This window comes from Dyella psychrodurans (assembly GCF_003363265.1).
Taxonomy (GTDB): domain Bacteria; phylum Pseudomonadota; class Gammaproteobacteria; order Xanthomonadales; family Rhodanobacteraceae; genus Dyella_B; species Dyella_B psychrodurans.
Map to the genome: position 1 here is coordinate 811,111 of NZ_QRBF01000001.1, position 18,456 is coordinate 829,566.

The following is an 18,456-nucleotide window of genomic DNA, read 5'->3' on the forward strand; positions in this document are numbered from 1 at the left end:
CCCTTTCATCGTAACGGTTCGGGTAGCCGCTTGTCCGGTCTCAATGTGCAGACAGACAAGTCGGCGTGCGTGCCACGAATCACCCCGGTATCGGGAACGTTACCGTTTATTTGCCGCTTTACCGCAGCGGCGCGATCCCCGGACAGGCCGCCACACCAGGCGCCACCGCGGCGCGCGACGCGCGGCCAAGCCGAGGAATTACAATGAAAAGAATGTTGATTAACGCAACTCAGCGTGAAGAGTTGCGTGTGGCCATCGTAGATGGTCAGGCTCTTTACGATCTCGATATCGAAATCCCCTCTCGCGAGCAGAAAAAAGCCAATATCTACAAAGGCCGCATCACTCGCGTCGAACAATCCCTCGAAGCCTGCTTTGTCGATTACGGCGCCGAACGCCACGGCTTTCTGCCGCTGAAGGAAATCGCGCGCGAGTACTTCACTCAGGGTCTCGATCCCTACAAGTCGAACATCCGCGAACTGATCAAGGAAGGTCAGGAAATCGTCGTCCAGGTCGAGAAGGAAGAGCGTGGCAACAAGGGCGCGGCCCTTACCACCTTCATCAGCCTCGCCGGCCGCTACATGGTGCTGATGCCGAACAACCCGAAGGCTGGCGGCGTCTCCCGTCGCATCGAAGGTGAAGATCGGCAGGCGCTCAAGGAAGCACTGGAGCATCTCACCGTTCCGGACGACATGGGTCTCATCGTGCGTACCGCCGGCATGGGCCGTGACGCCGAAGAACTGCAGTGGGACCTCGATTACCTCCTCCAGCTCTGGAAAGCGATCTCCGGCGCCGCCCAGGCGCAGAAGGCGCCGTTCCTGATCTACCAGGAATCGAAGCTGTTCATCCGCGCCTTGCGCGACTACCTGCGCAACGACATCGGCGAGATCCTGATCGACGAGGAGTCGCTGTATCAGGACGCGCGCGACTTCATGCAGCAGGTGATGCCCAACGCCCTGCGCAAGCTCAAGCTCTACAAGGACGACACCCCGCTGTTCTCGCGCTACCAGATCGAAACGCAGATCGAGAGCGCGTTCGACCGCAGCGTGCGCCTGCCTTCCGGCGGTTCGATCGTGATCGACCAGACCGAGGCGCTCACCGCCATCGACATCAACTCCTCCAAGGCCACCAAGGGTGGCGACATCGAGGAGACCGCGTTCAATACCAATCTGGAAGCGGCCAGCGAGATCGCCCGCCAGCTGCGTATTCGCGACGCCGGCGGCCTGATCGTGATCGACTTCATCGACATGGACAGTCCCAAGCACCAGCGCGAGGTCGAGGAACGCCTCAAGGAAGCGCTGAAGCTGGATCGCGCCCGCGTGCAGATCGCCCGCATCTCGCGCTTCGGCCTGCTGGAAATGTCGCGTCAACGCCTGCGCCCGTCGCTGGGCGAAGCCACGCAGGTCGTCTGCCCGCGTTGCGAGGGGCACGGCCACATCCGCGGTGTCGAATCGCTGTCGCTGTCGACGTTGCGATTGATCGAAGAGCACGCCATGAAGGACAACACCGGCCAGGTGCTAGTGCAGGCGCCGCCGAGCGTGGCCAACTTCATGCTCAACGAAAAGCGCGCCAGCGTGGTCGATATCGAACTGCGCAACAAGGTGCACGTGGTCATCGTGGCGGACGACAAGCTCGAAACGCCGCATATCGAAATCCAACGCATCCGCGAGGCGGACATGGGCGAGCACAGCAAGCCCAGCTACGAGCGCCTCACTGCACAGGAAGAGACGCCGACGCCGAAGATGGGCCAAATGCTAGGCAGCAGCGAGCAGCCGGCGGTTAGCGGCATCATGCCGTCGAGCCCCGCTCCCGTGCGCGAGGAAGAGCCCGTTGCCCCGGCACCCGCACCTGCTGCAGCGGCGGCAACGAAGCGCCCATCCACCCCCGCCGCTCATCCGGCTGCGAAGGCGAATGGCGGTTTCTTCTCCCGCTTGTTCGGCTGGTTCGGCAGCAATGGCTCCGCCGCTGCAGCTCCCGCCCCTGCTCCCGCACCGGCTTCCTCGCGCCAGGAGTCGTCTCGCGGCAAGCCGCAAGACAATCGTCGCAATGACCGCGCGCGCGCGGACGGCCAGGCACAGCGCCAGGGCCAACAGCGCGGCGAAGCGCAGCAGGGTGGTGCACGCGGCGGCGCGCAGCAGCAGAGCAAGAATCCGAATCAAAACCAGAATCAGCGCCAGCGCGGCAACGAACAACAGCAGGCACCGGCGCGTCAGCAGCAAGGCGGCAAGCAGCAGCAAGAACAGCGTCAGCAGAAGCCGGCACAGCCGAACGACGCCGCAGCGGCCGAGCGCAACAAGCAAAACGCTCCTGCCGCCAAGCAGCAGGAACGCCAGCAACGTGCCCCGCAGGGTGAACGGCCGCCGCAGAGCAACGTCGCCGCAGTCGTGCCCAAGCCTGCCGAACCCGCAAAACCTGTTGCCGAGGCATCGACTGTCACCGCCGCCGTCAACATTGCACCCGAGGTGGCTGCCGAATCCGCAGACGCCGCAGGTCAGTCGCGCCGCCGCCGTGGCCGGCGCGGCGGTCGCCGCCGTCGTCGCCACGAAGGTGCGGTGGCCGGCGCGGCGCCGAACGAACAAATCACGGCCTTGGACGACGAGGATCGGGACGAAGACGCCGCAACCGACGTCGAACACGCTTCAGCGCAAGCCGAGCGCGAGCCGGTGACTGTACATGCCGCACCGACAGTGGAGGCCGCAACATTGACACCCGCGCCGGAAACCTCCGAGCCTGTGGTGTCGACGTCGTTCGACAGGGCATGGGAACACCAGCCTGCCGAATCACTGGCAGAAACCAAACCCATCGTCGTTACCGTGGATCACCACGTCGAGATCGTAAACACCACCACCGAGGAAATCGTGGCGCCGCTAATCGTCGCGCCTGCCCCCGTGACTGCATCATTCAATTTGCCGGTGCTGCCGCCGATCCCCGTTCGTAACGAAATCGAAGAAGTGCGGGACGAAGCAGCAGCCGAGATGCACGCGGAAACGGTGACAGTCACGGTGCCTCACGACGCCGCACCTGCGGCAAACGAAGCACATCTGACGGCCCCGCTCGAATCGTTCGTAGTAACGCCTGAACCGGCCGCGCCAACCGTTGAATTGACGAGTGGGCCAGTCGCTCCGGAACCTGTGGTGGTTTCGCCCACACCCCTGTTCCACCAGCCGGAACAGGGCGACCTGTTGTCCGCGCCGCTGCGCCAGCATGCTTCGTCGACGTCGGTCGACCATGCATCGGACGAGACGAATGCGCCCTCGTCCGAAGAGGACGAAACTCATGCAGGACAGCGAGACAACAAGCTCTCCTGACAGGCGAAATGCTCAGCCACCTGAGTCAAAGAAAAAGGCCGGACGATGTCCGGCCTTTTTTCATGCATGTTCCGCGGAAACTCAGTTGCCAACTTGATTGTTGTGCGTATCCAGCAAGCCATGCACCGTCATCAGATGCGCAAGGCTGATGACATGGTCCACCTGCAGCTTTTCCATCAGACGTTGCTTGTAGGTAGAAACCGTCTTGGGGCTCAGATTCAGCTGCTCGCCGATGGCTGTCAGCGCCTTGCCGCGCACCAGCATCATGGCCACTTCAAGCTCACGGCTGGAAAGCACATCGAAGGGCGAACCCTCCCCATCCAGCGTGGCCAATGCCAGCTGCTGGGCTACGGCGGGCGCCAGATACCGACGCCCAGTTGCCACCTGGCGCACGGCATTGAGCAATTCGTCGGCCGCGCAGCTCTTGGTCAAATAGCCATGCGCGCCGGCATCCAATAAACGCTTGGGAAAACGGGCATCGTCCACCACGGTCACGACGATCACACGCGTGGGCAGGTTCGCGCGCGCTACGCGCTCCGTCAGCTCGATGCCACTCATGCCAGGCATATGGACATCGACCAGCGCAATATGCGGCTTGGTCGCCCGGATCAGGCGCAGCCCCTCCTCGGCCGTGCCCGCTTCACCGCAGATACGTATGTCCGGCTGTTGCAGGATCATCCTGAAGCCGGTTCGAACCAGCTCGTGATCATCCACGAGTACAACGTCAATCATCGTCTGCCCTCCCTGGATAGGAATCGTGCTTAGGCAAAGTAGGCGCCTCACTGACACATTGCAAGCCCGTAACCCCTCGTCCGGAAAGGATTTTCCATATAGCTCCAATACCCACTGAATAAATAGGAAATCACCTACATACTCGTCCTAAAATCAGTGTCATTATTCGTTTTGTAGGACCTGCACGTAGTTCGTATCGCACACCCCAGCAAGGCTAGTCAGCACTAACCCGAATGGAGCGTAACGATGGTGATCTACTCGCTCAGACAATCCCCTGACGGGGATTGGAGCATCCGCCGCGACTCGGCAACGTTATTCAGCCAACTTAGGCTAGGCCCAGCCATCCAACTGGCGCGCGAAGCCGCTCGCGACGAACACAACCGTTCCGGTCGTAGCACCTGCGTCGAAATGCCGGGACCGGCATCCACCATTCGCCTGGCGCAATACGCAAAGCCCGGCATGCCGATTGAAAGCGCCGTGGCCTGATTCGCGTCTCACATTGGCGCTCCCCTCGGTTCCCGAGCGCCCCCATGTTACGATCGCGCGCCTGCAGCCGGTCGCCCGGCAGCTGTCCCCGCCCGGATGGCGAAACAGGTAGACGCAAGAGACTTAAAATCTCTCGACCGCAAGGTCATGCCGGTTCGATTCCGGCTCCGGGCACCAAATAATTATCAAAGCGCCTTGATTGTTCGAAGCTTTTCTACAAAGCGAACTCGAACTATCCGAACTTCTACCCACAGCAAATCGCGCGACGAAGTTTCGTGTGGGTAATGCGTATCCATGATTCAACGCAGAGCACGCTCGGCCTACGATAACGACCGATAACAAACGCTATCAGGCGTTTTCAACGTGTCGCCCTTTCATCAAGGGACGCGCGCATGAACTTTGAATCGCAGCAGGGCACGCTGGAAAACACCGCCAATCTCGACCTGCTCGGATCTCCATTCGCTGGGAACGCGCTGGCGACAGCGCCAACTATTCGGTGATCGACACCGGCTACTGCATCCCCGCCGATCATCTGGCGCGCCTCACCGAGCGCTTCTACCACGTGTCGTCCAGTGGCTCGCGCGACAGCGGCGGCACCGGCCTGGGGCTTTCCATCGTCAAGCACGTGCTGGGTCTGCATCAGGCGCGGCTGGATATTCGCAGCACGCCCGCCCAGGGCTCCACCTTCACCTGCGGCTTCGGACACGAACGCTTGCTGGCGCCGGAAACGCACGATACCCACGCCGCCGGATAAGGCGGCGTGGGCTGATTGCAAATCGCGGCCTGAGGCCTAGCACTCGTGTTGCTACGGCGTCCGCACGAATCCGTTCACGACACCCGCGGAGTTAACATAGAGTCCCACGATGACACCGCTAGGGTTGATCCCTGTTGCCTCAGTGAACGAGGCTCCGGGGTAATCGAACGACGTGTAAGCGCCATTGAACAGAAAACCGTGGCTGACGCCCGAAGCATCGGTGTAAACCCCCACCACGTCACCTGGAGCGTTGGCGCCGCCAGCAAACGTAAACGAGGCGCCTGGATAGTTGATGGTGGCATACGATCCGTGGAACAGCAGGTACCCTTGGCACTGTGTGGAACATGTCGTTCCACTTAGGTGCGTGTAAGCACCAACGACTGCGCCAGATGGGATCACCACACTGCTGGTACTACTGGCCGCACCCGGTGGGTCGAAGGTCGCCGAGAAGTCGCCCTTCTTGGACACCAGGAAACTGTGGGTAACGTTGGTGTTGCCTGTGACGCCGCAGGCAGCGTCGGAACAAGTAGCGCCTGACAATTCGCCTGAAGGGTTAATGCTACTGAGCTCTGTACCAGCCGCACCTGGGTAGTCAACCGTTGTGTAAGACCCATCGCTTAAAATGAAACCGTGGCTGACGCCAGCGACGTCGACGTAGGCGCCAACAATATCTCCCCGCGGATTGATAAAGTTGGCAGTCGTAAACGTGGAGCCCGGGGGGTCGAACGGCGTAAATTCCCCTCCCGTCAGCGTAAAACCGTGCAAGGCTCCACCCGCCGTGAGGGTGTAACCGCCGACGCTCGTACCCTGGGGATTGGGGCCGCCAACAAGTTCAGTGAGTACTGCGCCCGGATAATGGACCGACGTATAGGTCTGCGCCAACGCGAACGACGGCACTGCAATGGCCGCACCGATCGTACACATTGCGATGAACCGAGATACCTTAGTCATAAGATCTTCTCCTGATTCTCGTGTGAAGTTACGGGCCAAAGGACTGATGGAGCCTAGGGCTCCATCCACGTATCCCACAAAGGAGATTGCGCGCTGAACGATTCCTTACGAACGCATAGGCGTAGCGGTCGCTTATGAGTAAAAATGAACGGATGCCTTCCCAAATTTACCAAATCTGTTGTTATCGAAACGTCCCTGCCCGAGCTATTTCTGAGCCGGGAGCTGGCGACCCTCGAATTCAATTTCCGCGTACTGGCGCATGCGCGCGACACCAGCATTCCGCTGCTCGAACGCCTGCGTTATCTGAGCATCGTCGCCAACAACCTCGACGAGTTCTTCGAGGTGCGCGTGGCCGGCTCCGGGCACCAAGCACTTACGCTACTTCCTGGTTCCCAGATTTTTTCCGCAATCGCGGAATTTTCCTGTATTCCTGAGGTTGAGCTTGCAAAGCAGCCATCGAATCGGTACCCCCAAGGCCATCAAGCCTGCAACGGCAATCGCCGTATCGCCGGCGTCGATCTAAGCCAGCGATAAGTGAGCGCAGGCAAGCTTGGAGCACTTCATCCACGAGACTCTCCCATGCGTCGATCTCTGACAATCGTCCTGCTCGCTTCTCTGGCCGGTGCCGCTGCCATGCCTGGCGTGGCGGCGGATACGGCTCCGACTGCCGTCAAAGTGATCAACCAGCTGAAACTGGGTGGCACCGGCGGCTGGGATTACCTCAGCTTCGACGCGCAGCGTCGGCACCTGTTCGTCAGCCGCGGCGATCGTGTGCTGGTGATCGATGTGGATAGCGACAAGCAAATCGGCACGATCCCCAATACCAACGGTGTTCACGGCATTGCCGTTGCACAGGATCTGCACCGCGGATTCACCAGCAACGGCAAAAGCAATTCGGTGACGGTGTTCGATCTGGATACGCTCAAAACCGTTTCCACCATCGCCGGCACGGGAGAGAAGCCGGACGCCATTCTTTACGATAGCGCGTCGCACCACGTTTTCACTTTCAACGGCAAGAGCGGCACGGCCAGCGTCATCGATCCGGCGAAGAATGCCGTGGCAGCTACGATCGCCCTGCCTGGCAAACCCGAATTCTCCGCAACGGATGACAGCGGCCATGTCTTCGTCAACATTGAAGACAAATCGGAATTGGCGGAAATCGACAGCAGCACCAACAAGGTATTGCACGTCTGGTCACTGGCACCTTGCGAGTCGCCGAGCGGTCTTGCGATGGACGTTGCGCACAAGCGCCTGTTCTCGGTCTGCGACAATCGCACGATGACCGTTCTGGATGCGAACAATGGCCACCGTGTTGCCACCGTAGCCATCGGCGATGGTCCGGATGCGGTGACGTTCGATGCAGGCGATAACACGGTGTACAGCTCCAATGGCGAGAGCGGCACGCTCACCGTTGTGCACGAAGATGATCCCGATCACTACACCGTAGTGGCCAACGTGCCCACGCTGGTCAGCGCTCGCACGCAAGCGCTGGATCCGCAAAAGCATCGCATCTATCTGTCGTCGGCGCAGATCGGCACCGGCAAGGAAGCGAATGGCCGGCCCAAGTACGTGCCGGACAGCTTTGCCATCCTGACAGTCGGCAAACCCTGAAATCTGACGCTGCCTGTGTCCTCTCCCTCCTGTGGGGAGAGGACAAAGCGGCGCTTTATGTCGACGTAGTTTCTGTGACGGGCATCGTTACGCGAACGCGCAATCCTTTGCCCAAAGGCGAATCGAGCAATTCGATCGATGCGCCATGCAGCTCTGCCGCACGCTGCACGATGGAGAGGCCCAGACCATAGCCGTCGCCACTGCTGCTGGCCTCACGGTGGAAACGCGCAAATACACTGGCGCGCCGCTCGGCAGGAATACCGGGACCGTTGTCGATCACATCGATCACGGTTGCCTTCACGGTTCGGCTCATCGACAACTGCACCTGCCCACCCGACGGCACGTGATGCATGGCATTCTCGATCAGGTTGCGCAGCAGCGCCGCAAGTGCGGCTTCATAACCGAGCACCTTCAAGCTTTCGTCATGTTCGATGAATGCGAACTCGACACCGCTTTCGCCGAGCAAAGGTGCTAATTCGTCGATGACATTCATGGCGACCGACACCAGGTCGATTTCGTGTCGCTGCCCCGCCGCCACGCCAGCCTCCAAACGTGCCAAGGCCAGCAGTTGTTCAATGCGTCGAGCCAGTCGCGCAAGACCTGATTGGGCACTGGACAGCGCAACCTTGGTATCGGGAAGAATCTGCGTGGATAGCGCGTTATCGAGATGAATCATGGTGGAAGCAAGCGGTGTTCGCAGTTCGTGAGCGACGTCTGCACTGAAACGGCGTTCGCGCTCCAGCGCGTCCTCCAATCGTTCCAACTGAGCGTTAAGTGCGCCTACGACGGGCTGCAGCTCCTGTGGCGCACGTTCCAGTTTGATCGGCTGACGACTTCCTGGGGCGCGCGATCCCAATGCCTCAGTCAGTCGCTGCAACGGGAGCAGTCCGCGTTTTACCGCCCATCCCACCAATAAGGCCAGCAGCGGCAAGCCGAGCAGCGTCGGCAGGCCGAGGTCGAGCCACATGGCGTGCGTGATATCGCGTCGACTGTCATCACGTTCGCCCATGCGGATCAGTACGCCGCCGGCATCGTCGACCAGCGTAAACACACGCCATCCAAAACCATCGAAGTAATAATTTTTGAAACCGGATTCCGGTGCGGCCGGCAACGGCAGCTGCGCAAAATTGGCCGTCGTCAGGCGCAGGCGACGATGCATGTCAAACACCTGGTAGCCCACCTCCGTTTCATACGTGCGCCCGTGCATCAGTTGCTCTTCAGCCTTGCGCTCGAGGATCGGCACGACCAGCAATCCCTCTTCCGGCTTGTGCAAGGCGTCGATGCTTGCGCGTTGAATCAACACGTCCAGCGTGCGCGCCGACTGCGCCAGACGACCGTCCAGCAATTCGTGGGTTTCCTTCAACGTGCGCCAGTAGCTGTACAGGCCCAGTGGCAAAAGCACAGCCACCATTACCACGACGATCATCCAGCGCAGACGTCCGCTTAGACTCAACGGCCTCACGTTGGATCCCTGGGAATCATGTAGCCCACGCCACGGATGGTTCGGATCGCATCAAAGCTCAGTTTTCGACGCAATGCGTGGATTTGTACTTCCAGTGCGCTGCTGCCGACGGAGTTGTCCAGGCCGTAAAGGGAGTTCTCCAGATGCTCGCGACGCACGATGCGACCGGCACGCTCCATCAGGATGCGCAGCAGCGAAAATTCGCGGCGCGTGAGCTCGACCCGCATTCCGCGGTATTCGGCCTCGGAGGTTCCGATGTCCAGGCTTAGCACGCCCACGTCGATACGGTTTGCAGCAAGCCCCTGGGCACGACGCGTCAGCGAACGGATGCGCGCGCTGAGCTCTTCGACGTGAAATGGCTTGACCAGATAGTCGTCGGCCCCCGCATCCAGGCCACGTACGCGCGCCTCCAGGGCATCGCGCGCCGTCATGACGATCACCGGCGTGTTCACGTGGGCACGGCGGGCTTCCGCAAGCACCTCCAGACCATCCTTGTTGGGAAGCCCCAGGTCGAGCAGAACCAGATCAGCAGTCTGGTCGCGCAGCGCGGCCAATGCCTCACGCCCATCGCGCAACCATGTCACCGCGTAGGAGAGCTTTTCCAGCGCGTGCTGGATGGCCGTCCCCAATTGCAGGTCGTCTTCGACAAGGATGATATGCATACGGCCTACCTTTCGCCCGGCCGCACCCGAACCCACGGCCTCAATGTCTCATTATGCAGAGATTAGCTTAGGACGGTCTTATCCTGACCATCACGCCAGGTAAACGCTTTTTTTGGCCGTTTTCCTGTCATCCGCTTGCCGCACAGCTCGGCGCTGCACGGATACGTGTCGTGGCGCACACAACGGAAAAGATGAAGCTCGCTTGCAGATCCGGTTCACGCACGTTGCACGGCTGCGTCGAGACATTACGCCGGCTTTGAACGTCAAAGCACGAGCCATGGAGACTTGGCCGGGGAGTCGCCTTTCATCGGGTTATGTTTTCGCTGCGCTTTGAGGGGTAACGCCCTTCGTTTGCGATGGACCGCTTTGTCATCACTTTGATAGGAGTGCGCGATCTATGAAACCGTTTGCCATCAAGCGTGCATCGCGGTTGGGTACGTGGGTGCTCGCCGCGTTATCGCTGGCAGGTCTGGTCAGCATTGCACACGCTGCGGATGATGCGAAACCACAACCTGCCCCCACCGCCGTCAGTTCGCTCTCGCCGGACATGCGACCGCAAAACGTTCCCTTGGACTATGTCATTACGCCCAACGGCTATTTCGCCGTGTCCTGCGTACAAGCTGTGCGCGAGGGTGAAAAAGTCCATGCCGATGGCAGCATCGAAGCTCGGGACGGCACGATGCGCAAACCTGCCGCTTGTACACAGCCGCACTACACGCAGAGCGGCATGCGGATCGATCCGAACGGCGCAACGTCGCAGCCCGCCAGCAACAAGCGACCGGCATCGGGCTATAGCGGCTGGTTCCTCACGGCGTACTACACCACCTCCACGGGCGTCGGCAGCATTTCCGCCAATTGGGTGGTGCCTTCCTCGCCCAGCAGGACGACTGACCAGGTCGACTATTTCTTCCCGGGCCTTGAGCAATCGGAATCCAATGCAGAATCCATTCTGCAGCCGGTACTGGGCTACAACGCGTTCAGCGGCTCAGGCGTGAGTTTGTGGACGTTGTCCAGCTGGAACTGTTGCGTCAGCGGCACGACGTATTACAGCGGACCAGTGAACACGGCTGCCGGCGACCAGATCCAAGGCATCGTCACGTCGACCTGCAACGGTGGAAGCGATTGCGCGACCATTACCTCCACCGACGAGACCAACGGCCACTCCACGACGCTGCAAACCAATCCCTATGCAGCACTGACGTGGGTGTTCGGCGGGACACTGGAGGCATACAACATCTCCAGCTGCAGCCTGCTTCCCGCAAGCAAATCCGTGGTCTATACCGGCATCCAGGTCAAAGACATGAGTGGCAACACGATCAGCCAGTCGTGGACGCCATGGAACATCATTGGCTCATCGAGCCCGCAATGTAACTACGGCATTTCCACCACCACGAGCAGTGTCACGCTGGATTATTGAAGCAACGCTTGAACCGCAGCAGATTGATACCTCACCCAACGCCAGGCACCTTGCAACAACGAGGGTGCCTGGTCTTCGCAAGGCAACGACGGCGGTCATCCCGCCTGCCATGGCGATAAGCTATCCAGCCATGACACGCGCCACACCGCCACGCCTCGATGTTCGAATGCCTTTGGCCGTGTCTCGCCTCATCGGTCTCCTAAACTAGCCACGGGCCAACCTCATCATCTTGGGCGAGATTCCATGAAAGCTCTGCAATTCTCACGCCATGGCAAGCCGGACGTTCTGGAATATACCGACGTCGCCACACCCGATATCGACAACGGCACGGCGCTGGTAAAGATCCACGCCGCGTCCGTCAACCCCAGCGACGTGAAAAATGTCGCCGGCGCTTTTTCGCACACGGTGTTGCCCCGTATTCCCGGACGCGACTTCAGCGGTGTAGTGGAGCAAGGCCCCGCTGACTGGCTGGGAGCGGAAGTTTGGGGTACGGGTGGCGATGTCGGCTTTTCGCGCGATGGCACGCATGCCGAATACATCAAGGTGCCCATCGCAGCCCTGGCGCGCAAACCCGCTGCGCTCAGCCACGAGCAGGCGTCGGCGATCGGCGTCAATTTCGTTGTGGCATGGCTTGGCACCATGGATTACGCGCAACTGCGCGAAGGCGAAACCATCGCCGTGATCGGTGCGGGTGGTGGCGTTGGCGGCGCAGTGACGCAGATTGCCAAGTCGCTGGGCTGTCGTGTCATCGGCATCAATGAGAAACCGGTCGACCCTCAATCGCCCGCTGGCAGACGGATCGATGCTTTTGTGACGTTCGACGAGCACACCATTGCCAACGTGCGCGATATCGATGGGCTGGGCAACGGTGTCGACGTCGTTTATGACTGCGTGGGCGGCATCGCCTTCGAAACAGCCCTGGGCCTGGCAAAAAGGCGGGGACGGGTCGTGGAAATCAGCGCAGTCGGCCATCGTCGCGTGGAATTCGACCTTATCGACTTCTATCACAACGAAACCCAGTTGCTCGGTGCCGACAGTGCAAAGCTTGGCGTCGCGGAATCCGCGCCGCTGATGCAGGCCATTACGCAGAGTTTCGATCGCGGTTACTTCGAGGCGCCTGTCATCGCGCATCGCTATACGCTGGCGCAGGGCCAGGCGGCTTACGAGGCAGTGGCCCGAGGCACTTCCGGCCGTGTCGTCATCGTGCCCTGACCTCTTCTCTTCAAATCCAAGGAATCGCCGTGAAGGCTTATCGCGTATCCCTGGCCGTCGGGGCCATCGTTGGCGTGATTTATGGCTTGTTGCGCGTCAAATCGCCCGCACCGCCAACGGTCGCCCTGGTCGGGCTATTCGGGATGCTTGCGGGCGAGCAGCTTATCGCCTTGATTCGCAATTTGTTGCGCCAGCTCCCGCGAGGCTACTTATCCGCCTTGGGTTTGCGTCCGCGGCGCGGCTTGGCTTCTGCCTGCGCAATCAGCCCCTGCAGGTAGGCAATCCCCTCCTCTTCCGGAAAGAACGACACCACGTCGGCAATGGACAGCTTGTAGTGCGCCTGGAGCGCCAGAAATTCCTGACGCGCTCTCTCCATGGCAGACATAGCGGCCTGCTTTGCCGTTTTTTTCTTTGTCGATCGATCTTCGATTTGCTTGTCTAGAGCCGCGAGTTCTTCCTGAAAGCGGCGGAAGGCATCTTTGGGGAGGGTCATGGTGACTTGGGGTATTGCGGGGGCGTCGATTATCTCACATCAAAGCAAGGCGCCCGGAACCGGATTCGCCTATCGCCAATGCGCCAAATGACGACCTGAACACGTAACGGCAACGCCAGATCAACCGCCTACGGACGGAATCGCCTTATTCCTTCTCCCGGGGCTACAGCCTTCACGTTTTGAAGTACGCCGATGCGTATCATGGCTACCTCATATGGCCCACAGACCCATCGGTGCTTGCAAGAGGTCAAAACCGGTGAAGGTGGCACACTTTAAGCTTTGTGCGTAGCGTCATTGGAATAAAGCGCCCAGGGAAGACATCAAACGCGGTTATCTCGAGTCAGGGGTGGCATAGATGCTGAAATCACTAGCCGATAACAAATGGCTGCGGCAGCTAGCTGTCATCGTCGGCTATGCGGTTGCCTACGAATTGATACGGCCGTATTCGGATGCCATCTGGGCGGTCACGGCCGGTTTGCGCCTGGGCTGTTTGCTGTTGTTGCCCTATCGCTACTGGCCCGCCATGGTCGTGGGTGAGCTCATTCCTCTCACTCATGACAATTATCTGTGCCTCAGCCAATTCGGCCCTGCCTGGGTCGTCATCAATTCCGTACCGCCCATCCTTTTGGCCATGCCCATCGTCTGGTGGGGCCGGCGCGAGCTTTCGTTGTTTCCATCCAAGCGACTCGTGAAAGTCAACGCACTTCTCGCGTGCATCGTGCTCGTCTCGGCGGTCTGGACGATCGTGAACGTCATCGCGCTGATGTCCATCGTCGAACCATCCACCGTGGCGAACCCGTACCATTTCCACAAATTGCAAACGGTGCAGCTGTTCCTGGGTAAATACGCGGGAATTTTGACGCTGGTACCGATCGCGCTCGCCATCAAACTGCACAAACCGGCACCCTGGCGGGTGTATGCGACCAACTGGGCCAAGAGCCGGCTTACGTTGGAAACCGCCGTACTGCTGCTTCCAACGCTGGCAGTGCTCGTGTGGATGAATCACCGCGCATCCGCCGATGCGCAGCAGGTCATTCGCATGGCAATGTTCCTGCCTGTCGCGTGGCTCACCATGAAACACGGGTGGCGCGCCGCTGCCGTGGGCACGGCTGCCGTGATGGTGTGCATTTTCATCAGCATGGAATCGCGTCCGGACGCCCTGGATATCGCAGGCGCACAAGCGTTCATAACGTTCTCGGCCACATGCCTGTTCGTGCTCGGCGCGCGTATCACCGCGCAAAATGCCACCGAAGAACAAGAACGGCTCGATGCCAAGGCCGCCGTAAAGCTCGCTCAGCAGGGTCTGTACCTGTGCGAGATACGCATGCGCCAAACTGCGCAGGCGCTCGAACAGGTGGGCGGCACGTTGCAGTTGACGCACACCCGTCTGCTCAACCGCTTCAAGCACATGCTGCCGATGGGCGAGGGTCAGACCTATTACAAGCAAGCTGCCGCAACGCAAAGCCAGGTCTACCGCCTCGCAGAATCCATGCACCCTACGGCCTGGCGCGAACGCGGGTTGCCAGCCGCTCTTCGCGAAACCATCGCCCGCACGCTGGATGAAGCAGGCCTGGCTTATCGCTTCGAATTGAAAGGCCGTGGATTGAGCCAACTGTCGCTCGGCGTCCACGCGGCCATTTATCGCCTGGCCTGCGAAGCAGTGGTCTACATCTGCGAACAACAGGCATGGTCGACCGTCTCGATATCGCTACGCGGCGGTTTGACCCATGGTCAGCGGTGGGCTGTCTTGCGCGTGGAAGGTCTCGCGAACCATGACGGCATCAACGACCCCGTTTACAAGAAATACGAAAGCCAGCAACTGGCATCGAAGCTTGGTGCGAATGGGCTCGGCATCAGCGCCATGAGGGATCATGTTCGCCTTTACGACGGCGAACTTCATGTCCGCACGTCGCAGGACAAACTTCAGATCACCGCATTGATGCAGGATGCGAACAAAAAACTGCGGGAATCGCCCGTGGCCACTCCCGCAGCCTATATCCGCTGATCAACGACAGACGCCGATCAATGCACCGGAGAAGCGGTCACGCTGCCGCCTGTGCAATTGAAAGCCGTACATGTATTGCTGCTATCCATCGGCGTGACAAGCAGCTGAACGGCGCCGGTGCTTTGAGGTGTCGCGTCGATCTGTATGGAACTGTCGTGGTAAACCGTTTCGCCAGTGGATACGCTAGGAACCTGGGTATTAGTTTGCGAAGCTGAGGTCACCACTGACGATGCATCCACACCCACCGGCAATACCAGAACGACATGATCCGCCACCGCGATAGCACCGCGTACCGTGCCGTTCAAATCATTGACCTGGATGTAACGAATGCCATCACGTACAAAAATGTAGACGTGATAGTGCGGACTGACACTGACATCCGTCGCGTTCGGCCACGCTTGCCCTAAACCCGTAGCAGGAGGCTGGCTTGCAAATGCCGAAGCGGATAGAACCATAGCAAGCAGGGTCGAAAAAACAGCATTACGCGAAGCGAACCTGAGTGATTCACGGAACATAAAACCCCCTATCTCTTGACTGCGGCACCAGTTGCCCTGTCTGAATGTAACATCGGGAAGTGTTTACAAAATGCAAAAATACCCAAGCATCATCGCGCCAATGAAGCGATCGATTAAGGGTATGTTCGCTCTTTAAGGGGTCACGAACTCATTCCATCGAAAGAGTCCGGCTCCAGGCTTTGTGCTGCCGAAATTCGGAAACCAACGCCGACTTTGACTGACGCGATGATGTAATGATTGCTGCGTTAGGTAGATCAGCAAGATATCAAGGCCGCTTAAAACTCGACCGCCCTGTTCCGGCCCATAAAAAAACGCCCCAAGGGGCGCTCTTTTATTCTGGCGGAGAGAGTGGGATTCGAACCCACGGTAGGCTTACACCTACGGCAGTTTTCAAGACTGCTGCCTTAAACCACTCGGCCATCTCTCCGATTCAAGTTTGCCTGCGTCCCGGTGTGTCGGTTTGCTTATCGGCAAGGGTGGCAATCGTATCAGGAACCGTGCGTTCTCGGGCCATTGGGGCCTTTGCGGGAAAGCGAAACAAGGGCCCAGATCATGATCGCCACCGGAATCAACCCTCCCAGCAGCGGGAACAGTGTTGCCGGGTATCGCAACACCATCGGCACCAGTTGCGTCGCGGCAGCGAAGGCGATGATCCATAGTCGCCAGGATCGACGCTTTCGCGCCATCCAGAAACTGGCGACGACGAGTATCAACGCGACGATGCTGAACACCAGGTCGATCGTAGGCAATGCCCACACGGAGGCGAAAGCCAGGCGCGTGCCGATCACGGAGGCGAGCACGAACATGAGGAAGTAGCTCGTGTAGAACTCCACCTTGTCCCAGGACGTGCGCGCCGGAGTGTTCATGCGATCGTCTCAGCTCCAGCCATATAGGGACGCAACGCTTCGGGCACGGTCATCGAGCCGTCGGCGTTTTGATAATTCTCCATCACCGCAATCAACGTGCGTCCCACCGCCAGACCCGAACCGTTGAGCGTATGCACGAGTTCCGGCTTGTGGGTTTCAGCATTGCGAACGCGTGCCTGCATGCGACGCGCCTGGAAATCCTCGCAGTTGGAACAGCTCGAAATTTCGCGATACGCACTTTGACTCGGCAGCCATACTTCCAGGTCGTAGGTCTTGGCAGAACCAAAGCCCATGTCGCCCGTGCACAGCAGCAGCTTCCGATACGGCAGCCCCAGCTTTTGCAGCACCTTCTCCGCGTGGCCCACCATTTCTTCCAACTGCGCATACGAGTCGCCCGCGCGTGCAATCTGCACCATTTCCACTTTTTCGAACTGGTGCTGGCGAATCATGCCGCGTACGTCGCGGCCATAGCTGCCGGCTTCCGCGCGGAAGCACGGCGTATGCGCCGTCAGGCGCAGCGGCAACGCGTCGGCGTCCTGGATCGTATCGCGCACCAGGTTGGTCAGCGACACTTCGGCCGTGGGGATCAGATAGCGCTTTGCATCGCCGACCTGCGTGGCGAACAGATCTTCCTCGAACTTGGGCAACTGACCGGTGCCTTGCATGGTGTCGGCGTTGACCAGCAGCGGAACATTGCACTCCAGATAACCATGTTCGCGCGTATGCAGGTCGAGCATGAATTGCGCAAGCGCGCGATGCAGCTGCGCCAACTGGCCGCGAAGCACCGTGAAGCGCGCGCCGGAAAGCTTGGCGCCAGACTCGCCATCCAGCCAGCCGTGACGCTCGCCCAGATCGACATGGTCCTTCACCGCAAAGTCGAACTGGCGCGGCGTGCCCCAGCGGCTTACTTCATGGTTATCGTTTTCATCCTTGCCGATCGGCACGGATTCGTGGGGAATATTGGGAATGCCCAGCGCGATGTCGGCCAGCTTGGCCTGCACCTCGGCCAGCGCCTGTTCGTTCGCCTTGAGCTTGTCGCCGATGCCGGCGACCTCCGCCATCAGCGGCGCGACGTCCTCCCCCTTGGCCTTGGCCTGACCAATGGCCTTGGAGCGGGTGTTGCGCAGGTTCTGCAGTTCCTGCGTTTCGGTGGACAGCTGCTTGCGTTGGCCTTCCAGCGTTTCCACGGCGGCGATATCGAGCGTGAAGCCGCGGGTTTCCTTCAGGCGCGCGGCCGTTTCGGCCAGGCGCGAACGCAGCAATGCGGGGTCCAGCATGATGAGATCCGAATGGATGACAAGGATCGGGGATTATCGCTGCGGGGCCGGCGCTGCCGCAACGCGGCGGCGCCCCGCGTATCAGGCCCGGGGAAGTTCTCAGCCGGTGGCTTTGCGCTCCCCTCGCCCCAGCCACCATGCCATGACCGCGCCAGCCAGCAACCATCCGATCACCTGCTCCACCAGCGCCGCCAGCGCCAGCGCTTCCGGAAAGCGGTACCAGTTCCAGTAAGGCACCAGCACACTGAGCCAGGCGAACAGAGACGCCGCCAGGGCGATGGCGATGCGCTTGGTGAAGCCGAAGGCGGCCAAGCCCATCAACGCCGCCAGCATCAGCGCAGAAAGGGTGTCCGACGCCCACTCCCGCGGCAACTGGCGGTTCATGTTGGTCATGTCCTGGCCCTGGGGCATGTAGACCACCCAGGCGTACGGCGAGGTCGAGGATTTCTGTGCATAGGCAGCCCGGGCCGCCTTGTCGTTCCACATGTTCGGGTCGAACGAGGGCAGGATGTAGACGCCCGATTGTGTGCCAAGCCCTTCATGCAAGCTGCTGATGACTACGTCTTCGTGTGCAGGCTGGTAAATGCCCGGGTTGCCCAGTCCCAGCACCATGTGGGCCACGAAACCCCACAGAAACATGACGATGCCGCCGAATATCGCTGCAACCAATACGCGCATGGATCCGCCCTCCCCGGCTGGATGGTGGAT

Annotated in this window: 16 protein-coding genes, 2 tRNA genes and 2 pseudogenes; 10 read left to right on the plus strand and 10 right to left on the minus strand. The window is 60.0% G+C overall.

Going from position 1 to position 18,456, the window contains the following annotated elements:
- Positions 1-203 precede the first annotated feature (203 nt).
- On the plus strand, positions 204-3,305 hold the full coding sequence (locus DWU99_RS03775; RefSeq protein WP_115476652.1) for an Rne/Rng family ribonuclease: 3,102 nt from the start codon (positions 204-206) through the stop codon (positions 3,303-3,305).
- Positions 3,306-3,386: 81 nt separating this feature from the next.
- On the opposite strand, the gene DWU99_RS03780 is transcribed toward DWU99_RS03775, so the two are convergent.
- Positions 3,387-4,037 carry a response regulator gene (locus tag DWU99_RS03780; RefSeq protein ID WP_115476653.1) on the minus strand — a complete coding sequence of 217 codons (651 nt, stop codon included), beginning with the start codon at positions 4,035-4,037 and terminating at the stop codon, positions 3,387-3,389.
- Positions 4,038-4,283: 246 nt separating this feature from the next.
- Here DWU99_RS03780 and DWU99_RS03785 point away from each other — a divergent pair, with 246 nt between their 5' ends.
- The 3 genes and pseudogenes from DWU99_RS03785 to DWU99_RS03795 all read left to right on the plus strand — a co-directional run.
- On the plus strand, positions 4,284-4,523 hold the full coding sequence (locus DWU99_RS03785; RefSeq protein ID WP_115476654.1) for a hypothetical protein: 240 nt from the start codon (positions 4,284-4,286) through the stop codon (positions 4,521-4,523).
- A 90-nt stretch (positions 4,524-4,613) separates the two neighbouring features.
- Positions 4,614-4,700 (plus strand) — tRNA-Leu (locus tag DWU99_RS03790).
- Between the two features lie 274 nt (positions 4,701-4,974).
- Positions 4,975-5,277, plus strand: a pseudogene (locus tag DWU99_RS03795) (ATP-binding protein); the annotation flags it as partial.
- Positions 5,278-5,328: 51 nt separating this feature from the next.
- On the opposite strand, the gene DWU99_RS03800 reads toward DWU99_RS03795, so the two are convergent.
- Positions 5,329-6,228 (minus strand): hypothetical protein, encoded by a 900-nt coding sequence (locus DWU99_RS03800; protein ID WP_115476656.1) that lies wholly within the window; start codon positions 6,226-6,228, stop codon positions 5,329-5,331.
- Between the two features lie 144 nt (positions 6,229-6,372).
- Between DWU99_RS03800 and DWU99_RS21425 the strand changes: the two are divergent.
- Both DWU99_RS21425 and DWU99_RS03810 read left to right on the plus strand, forming a co-directional pair.
- A pseudogene (locus DWU99_RS21425) lies at positions 6,373-6,594 on the plus strand (hypothetical protein); the annotation flags it as partial.
- A gap of 213 nt (positions 6,595-6,807) precedes the next feature.
- Positions 6,808-7,839, plus strand: coding sequence for a YncE family protein (locus DWU99_RS03810; protein ID WP_115476658.1), 1,032 nt, complete (start codon positions 6,808-6,810; stop codon positions 7,837-7,839).
- Between the two features lie 55 nt (positions 7,840-7,894).
- On the opposite strand, the gene DWU99_RS03815 is transcribed toward DWU99_RS03810, so the two are convergent.
- Together DWU99_RS03815 and DWU99_RS03820 are read right to left on the minus strand one after the other, a co-directional pair.
- Positions 7,895-9,301, minus strand: a complete 1,407-nt coding sequence (locus DWU99_RS03815; protein ID WP_233510855.1) for a sensor histidine kinase — start codon at positions 9,299-9,301, stop codon at positions 7,895-7,897.
- The gene (locus DWU99_RS03820) at positions 9,298-9,963 is read right to left on the minus strand and encodes a response regulator (protein WP_115476660.1); all 666 of its coding nucleotides are present in this window, start codon (positions 9,961-9,963) and stop codon (positions 9,298-9,300) included. The genes DWU99_RS03815 and DWU99_RS03820 overlap by 4 nt, the downstream gene beginning before the upstream one ends.
- A 397-nt stretch (positions 9,964-10,360) precedes the next feature.
- Here DWU99_RS03820 and DWU99_RS03825 point away from each other — a divergent pair, with 397 nt between their 5' ends.
- From DWU99_RS03825 to DWU99_RS03835, 3 genes are all read left to right on the plus strand, one after another.
- Positions 10,361-11,380: a hypothetical protein gene (locus DWU99_RS03825; RefSeq protein ID WP_115476661.1), complete on the plus strand. Its 1,020-nt coding sequence runs from the start codon at positions 10,361-10,363 to the stop codon at positions 11,378-11,380.
- A gap of 243 nt (positions 11,381-11,623) precedes the next feature.
- Positions 11,624-12,592: a quinone oxidoreductase family protein gene (locus DWU99_RS03830; RefSeq protein ID WP_115476662.1), complete on the plus strand. Its 969-nt coding sequence runs from the start codon at positions 11,624-11,626 to the stop codon at positions 12,590-12,592.
- 29 nt (positions 12,593-12,621) lie between these two features.
- Positions 12,622-12,870, plus strand: coding sequence for a DUF1427 family protein (locus tag DWU99_RS03835; protein WP_115476663.1), 249 nt, complete (start codon positions 12,622-12,624; stop codon positions 12,868-12,870).
- Here the strand turns inward: DWU99_RS03835 and DWU99_RS03840 are convergent.
- Positions 12,798-13,085: a 2-hydroxyacyl-CoA dehydratase gene (locus DWU99_RS03840; RefSeq protein ID WP_115476664.1), complete on the minus strand. Its 288-nt coding sequence runs from the start codon at positions 13,083-13,085 to the stop codon at positions 12,798-12,800. The two genes, DWU99_RS03835 and DWU99_RS03840, sit on opposite strands and share 73 nt — an antisense overlap.
- A gap of 355 nt (positions 13,086-13,440) precedes the next feature.
- Between DWU99_RS03840 and DWU99_RS03845 the strand changes: the two genes are divergently transcribed.
- Positions 13,441-15,090: an MASE1 domain-containing protein gene (locus tag DWU99_RS03845; protein ID WP_115476665.1), complete on the plus strand. Its 1,650-nt coding sequence runs from the start codon at positions 13,441-13,443 to the stop codon at positions 15,088-15,090.
- Positions 15,091-15,107: 17 nt separating this feature from the next.
- Here the strand turns inward: DWU99_RS03845 and DWU99_RS20775 are convergent, their stop codons facing one another.
- The 5 genes from DWU99_RS20775 to DWU99_RS03865 form a co-directional block, all read right to left on the minus strand.
- On the minus strand, positions 15,108-15,605 hold the full coding sequence (locus tag DWU99_RS20775) for a hypothetical protein (protein ID WP_147292887.1): 498 nt from the start codon (positions 15,603-15,605) through the stop codon (positions 15,108-15,110).
- Between the two features lie 337 nt (positions 15,606-15,942).
- Positions 15,943-16,032: transfer RNA gene (locus DWU99_RS03850), tRNA-Ser, on the minus strand.
- Between the two features lie 61 nt (positions 16,033-16,093).
- Positions 16,094-16,471: an LrgA gene (locus DWU99_RS03855; protein ID WP_115476666.1), complete on the minus strand. Its 378-nt coding sequence runs from the start codon at positions 16,469-16,471 to the stop codon at positions 16,094-16,096.
- A complete protein-coding gene (gene serS / locus DWU99_RS03860) occupies positions 16,468-17,748 on the minus strand; it encodes a serine--tRNA ligase (RefSeq protein WP_115476667.1) in 1,281 nt (426 codons plus the stop codon). Before serS ends, DWU99_RS03855 begins: the two co-directional genes overlap by 4 nt.
- A 99-nt stretch (positions 17,749-17,847) precedes the next feature.
- Positions 17,848-18,426, minus strand: coding sequence for a hypothetical protein (locus tag DWU99_RS03865; RefSeq protein ID WP_115476668.1), 579 nt, complete (start codon positions 18,424-18,426; stop codon positions 17,848-17,850).
- Positions 18,427-18,456: the final 30 nt, after the last annotated feature.

Bases quoted from the DNA above. Each gene is read 5' to 3' on its own strand.
- DWU99_RS03775 (WP_115476652.1), top strand. From the start codon at position 204: ATGAAAAGAATGTTGATTAACGCAACTCAGCGTGAAGAGTTGCGTGTG.
- DWU99_RS03780 (WP_115476653.1), bottom strand. From the start codon at position 4,037: ATGATTGACGTTGTACTCGTGGATGATCACGAGCTGGTTCGAACCGGC.
- DWU99_RS03785 (WP_115476654.1), top strand. From the start codon at position 4,284: ATGGTGATCTACTCGCTCAGACAATCCCCTGACGGGGATTGGAGCATC.
- DWU99_RS03800 (WP_115476656.1), bottom strand. From the start codon at position 6,228: ATGACTAAGGTATCTCGGTTCATCGCAATGTGTACGATCGGTGCGGCC.
- DWU99_RS03810 (WP_115476658.1), top strand. From the start codon at position 6,808: ATGCGTCGATCTCTGACAATCGTCCTGCTCGCTTCTCTGGCCGGTGCC.
- DWU99_RS03820 (WP_115476660.1), bottom strand. From the start codon at position 9,963: ATGCATATCATCCTTGTCGAAGACGACCTGCAATTGGGGACGGCCATC.
- DWU99_RS03825 (WP_115476661.1), top strand. From the start codon at position 10,361: ATGAAACCGTTTGCCATCAAGCGTGCATCGCGGTTGGGTACGTGGGTG.
- DWU99_RS03830 (WP_115476662.1), top strand. From the start codon at position 11,624: ATGAAAGCTCTGCAATTCTCACGCCATGGCAAGCCGGACGTTCTGGAA.
- DWU99_RS03840 (WP_115476664.1), bottom strand. From the start codon at position 13,085: ATGACCCTCCCCAAAGATGCCTTCCGCCGCTTTCAGGAAGAACTCGCG.
- DWU99_RS03845 (WP_115476665.1), top strand. From the start codon at position 13,441: ATGCTGAAATCACTAGCCGATAACAAATGGCTGCGGCAGCTAGCTGTC.
- DWU99_RS20775 (WP_147292887.1), bottom strand. From the start codon at position 15,605: ATGTTCCGTGAATCACTCAGGTTCGCTTCGCGTAATGCTGTTTTTTCG.
- DWU99_RS03855 (WP_115476666.1), bottom strand. From the start codon at position 16,471: ATGAACACTCCGGCGCGCACGTCCTGGGACAAGGTGGAGTTCTACACG.
- serS (WP_115476667.1), bottom strand. From the start codon at position 17,748: ATGCTGGACCCCGCATTGCTGCGTTCGCGCCTGGCCGAAACGGCCGCG.
- DWU99_RS03865 (WP_115476668.1), bottom strand. From the start codon at position 18,426: ATGCGCGTATTGGTTGCAGCGATATTCGGCGGCATCGTCATGTTTCTG.